The following is a 12,082-nucleotide window of genomic DNA, read 5'->3' as shown; positions in this document are numbered from 1 at the left end:
GTGAGCCACCACAGGAGCCGGTCGCGCTTCGTCAGCGTCTTCAGGGTCGGACGGCCGGCGGGTGTCAGGCCCGGCGTCTGCGTAGGGAGCGTGTCCAGGTCGGGCTGGCGCATCACGATGGACAGGACCGTCCCGTCCAGCCCCACTGCGCTGCCGGCGGCCGGATTGTCGGAGAAGGCCGTGTTGACCGCCTCGCAGACGGTGTCCTCATCGTTTTCGTTGAGCGCGCGCCACCACTGAGCGGCGGCTTCGTGGAGCCGCCTGTGGACGTCAGCCAGGCGTGCCTGCTCGGCGGCCAGGTAGGCGGGAGCGTCTTGTTCGGCGGCCTGGCGGGCGGCAGCTCGGTCGGCGCGGGCGAAGCGGCCGATGCCGGCCAGGTGGAACGCCTGCGCTTCCGCGAGGGCCCAGGGGAGCGCGAGTTGCGGTGGCTGCGGCACGAAGGGTGGTTGCGCCTGCGGGAAGGTTTGCAGGTGGACGCTGGTCGTCTGGCGGCGGAGTTCTTCGAGGTGCGCTATCGCCGCGTCCCGCTGGGCCTCCTGTTCGGCGCGTTCGGCCTGGCGGCGGGCGCGTTCGAGTTGGGCCGGGGTGGGGCCGACGTTGCGGGGACGCGCAGGACGTTTCGCGGTTGACCTGCGGCGGGAGCCGCCGACGGAGGTCGATGCGAAGAACGGGCCCATGCCGCTGGAGACTGTCGTCCTGCGGCCGCCGCCCATGTGGATGCGGGCGGCGCGGGGCCCGACGGACGTCCGCACGCCCCGGCTCGACACGCGCACGCTCACCCCTGGCACGCCCACACGGAAACCGAAACCCACTGCCTCACCTCCGTCGTCCCTGGTGGGACGCCTGACGGCCCGGCCCGGTGTACTCGGCGGCGGACGCGTGCAACCTGTCGGGGCATCCGGCGCATCAGGCGGGCGTCGGCGGCCGACAACGTCGACGGGTACGCGCGGACGGTGCTGGTTAGAGCTCCTGGCCGAGCAGCGGGGCCGCGTCCGGGTCGCGGAGCGGATGCCGGACGCGGCCGTCGAGCCCGCCGACCACGCGGGCGGCGATCGAGTACCCGAACGCCGTCTTCGACGAGGGGTCCGGGCCGGAAGAGCTGGTCCGGCAGTCGGCCGCGCCTCAGGCCGAGGCGAACTCCTGAGCCTTCGCGAACTGGACTTGAACCGGCATCTCGCTCACGGTCGGCCAGTTCGGGGTGGCGCCGCCTGCAGCATGCGCGGCTGTGCGGATGGGGTCCAGGGCCCGTCCCATAGCGGTTGTGGGGTCCGCCGTGTTGAGGATCAGCAGTTCGACCGTGATGGTGCTCGTCTCGGCGTTGGTGCTGACCGCCGAGTCGGTGAAGTCGCTGTTGCAGTCCTCGAGCCTGAGAAGCTCCTCCACCACCCGCTCGCCGTGGGCGTGGACATCTTCCACTCTGGTCCCCGGTGCCAGGAGCAGTTGGAACTCAAGGCAGAGCTGGGAGGCTTCCGTCTCGCTCATGGTCCTTCCTCCTCCTCGATGTCCACTGGTGAGCAGACCCTCTGGCACGAGCTCACAGCCCCGATGTCGCCCCAGCCCATAGCGCCCCCGTGATCAAGCTGTGACGCTCAGCAACGATACGTTGTCGATCCCATCGGCGCCCTCGGCTTCGTCCGATCCGTCAAGATCATCGATGCTTCCCAACGTGCGATGCGGCGCTGGCGGCGGGGCCGACAAGGTGAACGCGGCGATTGCCGGACATGCCGCCTTGGTGCCTACCTGGCTCAATGGACGGCGACACCGGTTCGTTAGGTGTCTGTTTTGTGCCTGGGGCGTAGTTCGGCGATGCTGTGGGAGTGTCAACGGAGACTATGCACGGCGCCGCGGAGCTGCGCGCCTTCCTGCACGGCCTGCCGGGCGTCGACCGGGTGGGCGCCGAGGAGCGGGCGGCGCGGCTGGCCACGAGGTCGATCAAGACGACGGCGAAGGCCGAGGCGATCGACCTCGCGATCTCGATGGTGGACCTGACCACGCTTGAGGGCGCGGACACGCCCGGGAAGGTGCGGGCGCTGTGCGCCAAGGCCGCCCAGCCCGATCCGACGGACGCGTCGGTGCCGAAGGTCGCGGCGGTCTGCGTCTACTCGGACATGGTGGACGTCGCCGTCCGGGCCCTGAAGGGGACGGGCATCGGCGTCGCGAGCGTCGCGACGGCGTTCCCGGCCGGGCGGGCGCCGCTGGAGGCCAAGCTCGCCGACACCAAGGCGGCGGTGGCGGCCGGTGCGGCCGAGATCGACATGGTGATCGACCGGGGCGCGTTCCTGGCGGGCGACTACGGCAAGGTGTTCGACGAGATCGTCGCGGTCAAGGACGCCTGCGGGGACGCCCATCTGAAGGTGATCCTGGAGACCGGCGAGCTGGCGACGTACGACAACGTCCGGCGGGCTTCCTGGCTGGCGATGCGGGCCGGGGCCGACTTCATCAAGACGTCCACCGGGAAGGTGTCGCCAGCGGCGACGCTGCCGGTCACGCTGGTGATGCTGGAGGCCGTCCGCGACTACCGGGCGGCGACGGGACGGCAGGTCGGGGTGAAGCCCGCGGGCGGCATCCGGACGGCCAAGGACGCGATCCGGTACCTGGTGCTGGTCAACGAGACCGCCGGCCCGGACTGGCTGACGCCCCAGTGGTTCCGGCTCGGCGCGTCCAGTGTGCTGAACGATCTGCTGATGCAGCGCCGCAAGCTCGCCACCGGCGTCTACTCCGGTCCCGACTACTTCACGCTGGACTGAGGATCATGGTTTTCGAATACGCGCCGGCGCCCGAGTCGCGGGCGGTCGTCGACATCCGCGCCTCCTACGGGCTGTTCGTCAACGGCGAGTTCACCGACGGGCACGGCGAGCCGTTCAAGTCGATCAACCCGGCGGACGAGAGCGTCCTCGCCGACATCGCCTGCGCCGATGAGGGTGATGTCGACCGGGCCGTGAAGGCGGCGCGCGCCGCGTTCGACAAGGTGTGGGGGCCGATGCCCGGCCGCGAGCGCGCCAAGTACCTGTACCGGATCGCCCGGATCATCCAGGAGCGGTCGCGTGAGCTGGCGGTGCTGGAGTCGATCGACAACGGCAAGCCGATCCGCGAGTCGCGGGACGTGGATGTGCCGCTGGTGGCGGCCTGGTTCTTCTACTACGCGGGATGGGCCGACAAGCTGCCCTACGCCGGGTTCGGGCCCGACCCGAAGCCGGTGGGCGTCGCCGGGCAGGTGATCCCGTGGAACTTCCCGCTGCTGATGCTCGCCTGGAAGATCGCCCCGGCGCTGGCCTGCGGCAACACCGTCGTCCTCAAGCCCGCCGAGACGACGCCGCTGACCGCGCTGCTGTTCGCCGACATCTGCCGGCAGGCCGAGCTGCCGCCGGGCGTCGTCAACATCATCACCGGCGCCGGGGAGACGGGCCGCATGCTCGTCGCGCACGAGGGGATCGACAAGGTCGCCTTCACCGGGTCCACCGAGGTCGGGCGGCAGATCGCCCGCACCCTCGCAGGTACGGACAAGAAGCTCACCCTGGAGCTGGGCGGCAAGGCCGCCAACATCGTCTACGAGGACGCGGCGCTCGACCAGGCCGTCGAGGGCGTCGTCAACGGGATCTTCTTCAACCAGGGGCACGTGTGCTGCGCGGGGTCGCGGCTCCTCGTCCAGGAGTCCGTCGCGGACGAGGTGCTGGAGCGGCTGAAGGCGCGGATGGCGACGCTGCGGGTCGGCGACCCGCTCGACAAGAACACCGACGTCGGCGCGATCAACTCCGCCGCGCAGCTCGCCAAGATCAAGGAGCTGTCGGAGGCCGGGGAGCAGGAGGGCGCCGAGCGCTGGTCGCCGCCGTGCGAGCTGCCGTCCCAGGGCTTCTGGTTCGCGCCGACCGTCTTCACCGGGGTGGCGCAGTCGCACCGCATCGCGCGCGAGGAGATCTTCGGGCCCGTCCTGTCGGTGCTGACGTTCCGCACCCCGGACGAGGCCGTCACCAAGGCCAACAACACCCCCTACGGGCTGTCGGCCGGCATCTGGACCGAGAAGGGCTCGCAGATCCTGTGGACGGCGCAGAAGCTGCGCGCCGGGGTCGTGTGGGCCAACACGTTCAACAAGTTCGACCCGGCCTCCCCGTTCGGCGGCTACAAGGAATCGGGGTTCGGCCGCGAGGGCGGACGCCACGGACTGGAGGCCTACCTCAATGCCTGACCGTCTCGCCGTCCGCAAGACCTACAAGCTGTTCATCGGCGGCGCGTTCCCGCGCTCGGAATCCGGCAGGTCGTACGTGGTCACCGACGCCAAGGGCCGCTTCGTCGCCAACGCCTCCCAGGCGTCCCGCAAGGACGCCCGCGACGCGGTCGCCGCCGCGCGCAAGGCGTTCCCCGGCTGGTCGGGGCGCACCGCCTACAACCGCGGGCAGATCCTGTACCGGGTCGCCGAGATGCTGGAGGGGCGCCGCGACCAGTTCGTGGACGAGCTCCGCCGGACGGGCGCGTCGAAGACCGCCGCCGGCGCCGAGGTGGACGCGGCCGTCGACCGCTGGGTCTGGTACGCGGGCTGGGCCGACAAGCTGAGCGCCGTCGCCGGGGCCGCCAACCCGGTGTCCGGGCCGTTCTTCAACTTCTCCACGCCCGAGCCGACCGGCGTCGTCGCGGTCGTCGCGCCCGATTCGCCGCTGCTCGGGCTGGTGTCGGTCGTGGCGCCGGCGATCGTGTCCGGCAACACGGTCGTGGCGGTCGCGTCGGAACCGGCGCCGCTGCCGTCGATCACGCTCGCCGAGGTGCTGGCCACGTCCGACCTGCCGGGCGGGGTCGTCAACGTCCTCACCGGCCGCCGCGCGGAGGTCGCGCCCTGGCTGGCCACGCACATGGACGTCAACGCCATCGACCTCGCCGGCGTCCCGGACGACCAGGTCCAGGACCTGGAGGAGAAGGCCGCCGGGAACCTCAAGCGCGTCCTGCGCCCCCTGGGCGACGACTGGGCGGGCGAGCCCGGAACCGCCCGGATGACCGCTTTCCTGGAGACGAAGACCGTCTGGCATCCCGTGGGGGTCTAAGTCGATTTGACGCACCGTGTGTAGAGGGTCACAAAGTGTGGAATAGATCTCCCCGTAACTGATCATCACTGGGGGGAGATCAGTGCCTACCAAGACGGCATCCCGTACGACGTCGAGCCGAGGGACGGCCGGTCGTACCAGGAGCACATCAGCGACCAAGTCCACCACCAAGAAGCCGGCGGCCAAGCGCACGTCGGCGGCGGCCTCGTCCGCGAGGTCCACCACGAGCAGGTCGACCGCCGCCAAGTCGGCGGGGACGAAGAGCACCGCGGCGAAGAGGCCGGCGGCGTCGAGCAGGACGTCGTCGGCCGCCGCGTCCCGCGTGACGAAGGCCGCGAGCCAGGCCAAGACCGCCGCGACGCAGATGAAGTCGGTGGCGACCAAGGCGTCCTCGTCGGCCAAGGCCATGACGGCGATGACCAAGGCGATGACCAGCGCGACCAAGGCCATGTCCGACGCCGCGAAGGCGATGGACGCGGCCGCCAAGGTCATCACCACCACGGCCAAGGCGAGCGCGGCCGGCACGGCCAAGAGGAGCACCTCGTCCAGGGCGAGCACCTCGAAGGCGAGCACGTCGAAGAGCACCGCGAGGAGCGGGTCGAAGTCGAGCACGGCGAAGTCGGGCACGTCGTCGTCCCGCAAGTCGGCTTCGGCGGCGTCGAGCCGGTCGAGGCCGACGGCCACGGCCCGGACGAGCCGGTCGTCGACCGCCTCGAAGGCGAAGCCGAAGACGTCCGCCGCGTCCAGGACGCGGACGGCCGCGAACAGCAAGGCGGCGTCGTCGCGGACGGCCGCGAGCAGGGCGGGAACCGGGGCGTCGGCCCGGCGGGCGCCCGCGCGCCGCGCCGCGGCGGAGGCGGGCGCGGCGGCCGCCGCGGCCAGGCCGGCCGCGTCCACGCTGGTCGAGCCGAAGACGGCGCCGTTCCAGCACTCGACGCGCACCGAGGGAGGGTTCCTCAGCGGGCTCACCAACATCGGCCGCGAGCGCTGAGAGCCGATGGACGAGAAGGACATCCTGGCGCACATCGACGAGTACGTCGGCGAGGAGCAGCGGCTCCGCGAGCGTCTCCGGCGGGGCGAGCTCGGGCGAGAGGAGGAGCACCGGCGGCTGGCGGAGCTGGAGGTGGCCCTCGACCAGTGCTGGGACCTGCTGCGCCGCCGCCGGGCCCGGCGGGACGCCGGCGAGGACCCGGAGCGGGCGGCGGGCGTCCGGCCGCCGGACGAGGTCGAAGGCTACCTGCAGTGACCGCGGCGTCCCGGACGCGCGGGCCGCTCCGGTTCGGCGTCTGCCTCGCCCCGGACTCGTCCGCCCCGCTGATGCGCATCGCGCAGGACGCGGACCGGTTCGGGCTCGACCTCCTTGGCGTCCGCGACCAGCCGTACCGGCGCGGCACCGCCGACGCGCTGACGCTGCTGGCGTCCGTGCTGGCCGGCACGTCCCGGATCCGGGTGCTGCCGGCGGTGGCGTGCCTGCCGCTGCGGCCGCCCGCCGCGCTCGCCAAGGCCATCGCGACCATGGACCGGCTCAGCGGCGGCCGCGTGGAACTCGGCCTCGGCGCGGGCGCCGCCCCGGACGGCATCGAAGCCTACGGCGGCGCGCGGCTCTCCGGGGCGGCGGCGCGGCGCGCCCTGGAGGAGGCCGTGCAGATCATCCGGCTGCACTGGAGCGACCAGACGGGGCTGCGGTTCCAGGGCGAGCACTACCGGTTCGCCGCCGCGCAGGCCGGGCCGCTCCCGGCCGGGCAGATCGGCATCTGGCTCGGCGTCACCGGGCCGCTCGGCCTCGACCTCGCCGGGCGCGTCGCCGACGGCTGGATCGCGCCGTCGTCGCTCGTCCCGCCGAAGCGCCTGGCGGACGGCCGGCGCCGCCTCGACGACGCGGCGGCACGGGCCGGGCGCGACCCGGCGGGCATCCGCCGCGTCTACGTCCTCGAAGGGGCCTTCGACGGGCGCGACTCCCGCGGCTTCCTGCACGGCCCGCCCCGCCAGTGGGTGTACGAGCTGACCGAACTGGCCGTCGGGCACGGCGTCGACACGTTCCTGTTCGCCGGCGACCCGGAGCATCTGCCGACCTTCGCGATGGAGGTGGTCCCCGCCGTCCGCGAGCAGGTCGCCCGCGAACGCGCCGGCGCCCTCCAACCGTGAACACCGCCCACAAGGGGCGCTACGGCGCTCACATGCGTTCGGGGGTGGGGACTCCGAGGAGGTGCAGGCCCGTTTCGAGGGTGCGCAGGGTCGCCGCGCACAGGGCCAGGCGGGACGCCTTCGTCGCCTCGTCCGGCGCCTTCAGCACCGGGCAGTTCTCGTAGAACGAGGTGTAGGCGTCCGCCACCGCGTAGACGTAGGACGCCAGCCGGTGCGGCTCGGCGGTGTCGCCCGCCTGCTTCAGGACGGCGCCGAGGCCGAGCAGCTCAAGGGCCAGCGCCCGCTCCGCCGGGTGGCCCAGCGTGATCGGCCCGGTGGCGTCCTCGACGGAGACGCCGCCCTTGCGGAAGATCGACCGGATCCGGGCCGCCGCGTACTGCAGGTACGGGCCGGTCTTGCCGTTGAACGAGATCATCCGGTCGAAGTCGAAGACGTACTCGCTGTCGCGGGCCACCGACAGGTCGGCGTACTTGACCGCGCCGATGGCCACGTCCTGGACGATCGCCTCCCGGGTCTCGTCGTCGAACGGCTCGTCGTGCTGGATCTCGTCGAAGACCGCCCCGGCCCGCTCGACGGCCTCGTCCAGCAGCTCGGCGAGCTTGACGGTGCCGCCGGCCCGGGTCCGCAGGATCTTGCCGTCGGTGCCGAGGACGTTGCCGATCTGCGCGTGCTCGGCCTTGACCTCGTCGTTCAGCCAGCCCGCCATCCGCGCGACGGCGAACACCATCTGGAAGTGCAGCGACTGCGGCGCGCCCACCACGTAGATCATCCGGTCGACGTGCTCGGTGTCGACCCGGTACCGGATGGTGGCGAGGTCGGTGGTGGAGTAGTTGTAGCCGCCGTCGCTCTTGCGGATGATCACCGGCAGCGGCTCGCCGTCGCGGCCCTTGAAACCGGGCGGGAACGCGCACAGCGCCCCGTCGCTGACCACCGCGATGCCCTTCTCCTCCAGCTCCTGGACGGTCGGGGCCAGCAGGTCGTTGTAGAAGCTCTCGCCCCTGATGTCGTCGTCGGTGAGCGTGACGCCGAGCCGCTCGTAGACGGCGTTGAAGTATTTCTTGGACACGTCCACGAGGACGTTCCACAGCCGCAGCGTCTCGGGGTCCCCCGCCTGCAGCGCGACGACCCGCTTGCGGGACCGGTCGGCGAACTCCTCGTCGCCGTCGAACTTCTCCCGCGCCGCCTGGTAGAACGCGGTCAGGTCGCTGACGGACGAGTCGCCCCGCGCCGCCGCGTCCTCGCCGAGGTCGAGCAGGTGCTCGATCAGCATGCCGAACGGGGTGCCCCAGTCGCCGACGTGGTTGTCGCGGACGACGTCGTGCCCGAGGAACGCCAGGATCCGGGCGATCGCGTCGCCGACGATCGTGGTCCGCAGATGGCCGACGTGCATCTCCTTCGCCACGTTCGGCGAGGAGTACTCGACGACGACCTTCTGCGGCGCGTCGGCCGCGGGCACGGCGAGCCGCTCGTCCTCCAGGGCGCGCTGCGCCTCACCGGCGATCCACGCGTCGCTGAGCGTCAGGTTGATGAACCCCGGCCCGCTGACCTCGACGTTCGCCACGACGTCGCCGGTGTCGAGGTGCTTGACGATCTCGTCGGCCACGTCTCGCGGCTTGCGGCCCAGCTTCTTGGCCAGCGGCAGCGCCACGTTGGCCTGAAGGTCGGCGAACTGCGACGGCCGGATGACCGGGTCGGCGTCCGCGTATGACGGTCCGAAGGCGGCGCTCAGCGCGGCCTGGACCCGGGCGGCGAGTACGAGTTGCGGATCGGGCATGCCCCAAGGTTATCGGCGCCCCGCTCTCACCCGGACCCGGTTTTCCCGGCGGGGTGCGTCACGTGGGGTCTTGGCGGTCGGGGACGGTGTCGCCGGCCGGCTGCCTGGGCGGCGGCGGGGCGTCCGCGGGCCGCGCCGTGTTCTCGGACGGCCGGTCGGCGCCGTCGCGCTCGCCGTGCGTCCAGCGGCCGAACCGGGACGTGCGGGTCGCGGCGACCTGCTCGCGGATCCGCTCGACGATCCGCCCCGCGGCCAGCCGGTGCGCCAGCTCGCACGCCGAGGTGATCGCGCGGGCGCGGGACGCGCCGTGCGCGATGACGACCGTCCCGTTCAGGCCGAGCAGGACGCCGCCGCCGTAGCTGTCGGGGTCGAGCCGGTCGCGGAGCTCCTGGAGGCGGCGGCGCTGCAGGAACGCGCCCATCCGCGCCGCCGGGCCGGCGGTCATCGCTTCGCGGATCTCGCTGAACGCGGCGGCGACCGTCCCCTCCATGGTCTTGAGCGCGACGTTGCCGGTGAACCCGTCGGTGACGATGACGTCGACCCGCCCGCTCAGCAGGTCGTGGCCCTCCACGTTGCCGGCGAACTCGATGCCGTGGCTGCCGCCCGCGAGCAGCTCGTGGGCCCGCTTGGCGAGCTTGTCGCCCTTGCCGGGCTCGGCGCCGATGTTCAGCAGCCCCACCGTCGGGCGGTCCGGGCCGAGCAGGATCTGCGCGTACGCGGTGCCGAGCGCCGCGAACTGGACGAGCGTCTCCGCCTTGACGTCGGCGGTGGCGCCCGCGTCCAGCAGGATCGTCGGGCGCGGGCGGGTCGGCAGCGTCACCGCGATCGCCGGCCGCATCACGCCCTGCAGGCCCTTCAGCCGCAGCCGCGACGTCGCCACCACCCCGGCGGTGCTGCCCGCCGACACCAGCGCCGAGGCCCGCCCCTGCTTGATCAGGTGGCAGGCGATCGCGATGGACGAGCGGGGCTTGCGCCAGCTGGCGAGCGCGCCCTCGCCCATGTCGAGCGCCTCGTCCGCGTGCACGATCGGGATCTTCCCGAGGTGGCCGTGCCGCTCCAGCTCCCGGCGGATCCGCGGCGCCCGGCCGACCAGGACGAGCCGGACGCCGTGCTCGCGGACCGCGTCGACCGCCCCGGCGATGATCTCTCCCGGGGCGTGGTCGCCGCCCATCGTGTCGACCGCGACCGGCAGCGGACGCGGGGGCACGCGGCGGTACGCGGCGGCGCGCGTCCGCTCGCCAGTGCCGGTCATGGCCGCTCCAGGAGGATGAAGGTATCGCGATGCGCCGTAAGAACTGCAGCTCATCGCATCGTATGGCGTCCCTTCACCCGCCTTGACCGCGCCCGCCCGGAGTGGCGATCATCACCCCCGGCCGCCGGCCTCCTGGGAGCGGCAGTCGGCGCCCAGGCAGGACGCGTTCGCCACGACCGGCCGCCCGTCCACGAGGATCGTGTAATAGGCCCTGGCCGTCTTCACGTCGCCGCTGCCGAGCACCTCGACCGGCTTCTTCTGCGTGGTCGTGCCAGTGCAGGAGACGCGCAGCCGCTCCTTGCTCCAGCCCGGCACGTCCGCGCACTTCAGCGGTGCCGCCAGCGCCACGCCGCGCTGCCGCAGCTCGGCGTCGGCGGTCACCGGCAGCGCCTTGCGGAGCGCGGCCTGGGTCTTGTACTTCAGTTCCTTGCCGCCCGACAGCGCGAGGAACGCGGCGCCACCGGCCGCCATGAGCACGAGCAGGGCGGCGGCCCCCAGGATCAGGGCCTTCTTGCGACTCATCTTCACAACGCCTACGTCACCGACGGTACGGGAACGTATGCACTGGGTGGTGGGTTTTTCCGTCCCGCAGGCGGATTCGTTGCCCTAGGGATCTCCGCAGCGCCCTATGGATTCCCGCAGCCGAGGCCGAGGCAGTCCTTGCGCAGCACCTCGCGCCCGCCGACGGTGATGACGTAGGTCTCCTGCGGGCGGTCGGTGTCGGCGTCGACCGCGATGCCCTCCACGGTGACGGGTTCGCCGGTCCGGGTCCGGGCCGTGCAGTTCACCCGGATCATGGAGCCGGTCTCGGCCTTCGGCGACGTGCAGTTCGGACGTTCCCGCAGCTCGACGCCGCGGGCCTTCAGCTCGTCCACGACCCCGTCGGTGACGGCGTTGCGGTAGGCGCCCTCGGAGATCCGCTGCATCACCTTGCAGCCCGACGCGGACAGGGCCAGCAGGACGGCCAGCGCGGCGACCGGAACCCTTCTCATGCGGCCTCCCCGGCCCGGCCGGCCGCGGCGACCGCGTCGGCCACCGCGTCGGGGCGGTCGAGCGGGACCATGTGCAGCGCGTCGGGCAGCTCGACCCGGACGCCGCGCGGGCTCATCGCGGCGAGGCGCTCGTGGCCCTCGGCCCACTCGCGCTTCCCGGCGGGGTCGTCCACGTCGCCGAGCGCGGTCACCACGACGAGCGGGACGTCCGGGAACCGGCGCCGCTCGCGCAGCGCCGCCAGGTCGGCGGCCATCTCCCGGTAGGCGAGCTCCTCCGCGATCACCGTCCCGATCACCGTGCCGCGCCCGTAGACCGACCGGACGACGTCCGCCGGGACGGCGTCGTCGCGGCGGCTCGTGCGCTTGAGGACCAGCCGCCGCCCGAGCGGCCCGGCGACCTTCGCCAGCCGGGTGGCGCCGAGGAGCGCGCCGGTCGCCGTGGCGAGCGGGGTCAGCGCGGCGGCGACCCGCACGCGCACGCGCGGGTCGCGCTCGTAGCTGGGGTCGACGAGCACCACGCCCCGGACGAGGCGGGGACGCAGCCGGGCCAGCGCCTCGGCGTGGAACGCGGCCATCGAGTGCGCGAGGACGGTCACCGGCCGCCGCGCCCGGGCCGCCAGCGCCTCCAGGACCGCGGTGTCGCGGCGCAGCGACGGCGGCGCGACGCCGGCCGGGCTGAGCCCGAGGCCGGGCCGGTCGAACACCGCCACCCGGTGCTCCTTCTCCAGCAGCGCGACCGTCGGCGCCCAGTCGAACCAGGCGCCGCCGAGCCCGGAGCTCAGCAGCAGCGGCGGCCCGTCCGCCGGGCCGGACTCGACCACGTGCACCTGCTCGCGGCCGGCGTTCACCACCGTGCCGCCCACCGCCGCGCCGCCCGCGACCGCGCCGC

General features: G+C 72.9%; 13 protein-coding genes. 6 read left to right on the top strand and 7 right to left on the bottom strand.

Annotation, left to right across the window (positions count from 1 at the left end; all coding sequences use genetic code 11):
* Both ACIWVC_RS24510 and ACIWVC_RS24505 read right to left on the bottom strand, forming a co-directional pair.
* Window positions 1–812, bottom strand: an 812-nt coding sequence (locus ACIWVC_RS24510; protein ID WP_396447314.1) for a DUF4236 domain-containing protein, incomplete at its 3' end; no start/stop codon positions are given.
* 310 nt (window positions 813–1,122) lie between these two features.
* Window positions 1,123–1,482 carry a hypothetical protein gene (locus tag ACIWVC_RS24505; RefSeq protein ID WP_396447313.1) on the bottom strand — a complete coding sequence of 120 codons (360 nt, stop codon included), beginning with the start codon at window positions 1,480–1,482 and terminating at the stop codon, window positions 1,123–1,125.
* Between the two features lie 350 nt (window positions 1,483–1,832).
* Between ACIWVC_RS24505 and deoC the strand changes: the two genes are divergently transcribed.
* From deoC to ACIWVC_RS24475, 6 genes are all read left to right on the top strand, one after another.
* Window positions 1,833–2,747: a deoxyribose-phosphate aldolase gene (deoC, locus tag ACIWVC_RS24500; protein ID WP_396454620.1), complete on the top strand. Its 915-nt coding sequence runs from the start codon at window positions 1,833–1,835 to the stop codon at window positions 2,745–2,747.
* A 5-nt stretch (window positions 2,748–2,752) separates the two neighbouring features.
* On the top strand, window positions 2,753–4,183 hold the full coding sequence (locus ACIWVC_RS24495; RefSeq protein ID WP_396447312.1) for an aldehyde dehydrogenase family protein: 1,431 nt from the start codon (window positions 2,753–2,755) through the stop codon (window positions 4,181–4,183).
* Complete coding sequence (locus ACIWVC_RS24490; RefSeq protein ID WP_396447311.1) at window positions 4,176–5,030, top strand: aldehyde dehydrogenase family protein; 855 nt, start codon at window positions 4,176–4,178, stop codon at window positions 5,028–5,030. Before ACIWVC_RS24495 ends, ACIWVC_RS24490 begins: the two co-directional genes overlap by 8 nt.
* Before the next feature lie 82 nt (window positions 5,031–5,112).
* A complete protein-coding gene (locus tag ACIWVC_RS24485) occupies window positions 5,113–6,021 on the top strand; it encodes a hypothetical protein (RefSeq protein ID WP_396454619.1) in 909 nt (302 codons plus the stop codon).
* Between the two features lie 6 nt (window positions 6,022–6,027).
* Window positions 6,028–6,276, top strand: coding sequence for a DUF2630 family protein (locus tag ACIWVC_RS24480; RefSeq protein WP_396447309.1), 249 nt, complete (start codon window positions 6,028–6,030; stop codon window positions 6,274–6,276).
* Entirely contained in the window at window positions 6,273–7,175 is a 903-nt protein-coding gene (locus ACIWVC_RS24475) for an LLM class flavin-dependent oxidoreductase (protein ID WP_396447308.1), read from the top strand. The genes ACIWVC_RS24480 and ACIWVC_RS24475 overlap by 4 nt, the downstream gene beginning before the upstream one ends.
* A gap of 28 nt (window positions 7,176–7,203) precedes the next feature.
* Here ACIWVC_RS24475 and argS read toward each other — a convergent pair whose 3' ends face one another.
* The 5 genes from argS to ACIWVC_RS24450 form a co-directional block, all read right to left on the bottom strand.
* A complete protein-coding gene (argS, locus tag ACIWVC_RS24470; protein WP_396447307.1) occupies window positions 7,204–8,949 on the bottom strand; it encodes an arginine--tRNA ligase in 1,746 nt (581 codons plus the stop codon).
* Between the two features lie 58 nt (window positions 8,950–9,007).
* Window positions 9,008–10,201, bottom strand: coding sequence for a phosphate acyltransferase PlsX (gene plsX, locus ACIWVC_RS24465; protein WP_396447306.1), 1,194 nt, complete (start codon window positions 10,199–10,201; stop codon window positions 9,008–9,010).
* Window positions 10,202–10,312: 111 nt separating this feature from the next.
* The gene (locus ACIWVC_RS24460) at window positions 10,313–10,723 is read right to left on the bottom strand and encodes a hypothetical protein (protein ID WP_396454618.1); all 411 of its coding nucleotides are present in this window, start codon (window positions 10,721–10,723) and stop codon (window positions 10,313–10,315) included.
* Window positions 10,724–10,827: 104 nt separating this feature from the next.
* Entirely contained in the window at window positions 10,828–11,193 is a 366-nt protein-coding gene (locus ACIWVC_RS24455; protein WP_396454617.1) for a hypothetical protein, read from the bottom strand.
* A partial coding sequence (locus tag ACIWVC_RS24450; RefSeq protein ID WP_396454616.1) for an alpha/beta fold hydrolase occupies window positions 11,190–12,082 on the bottom strand: 893 nt, incomplete at its 5' end. The genes ACIWVC_RS24450 and ACIWVC_RS24455, both read right to left, overlap by 4 nt.

The organism is Actinomadura sp. (assembly GCF_044508335.1).
Lineage (GTDB): Bacteria > Actinomycetota > Actinomycetes > Streptosporangiales > Streptosporangiaceae > Spirillospora.
The sequence above is the reverse complement of the archived record's forward strand: the minus strand, read 5'-3'. Positions and strand labels throughout refer to the sequence as shown.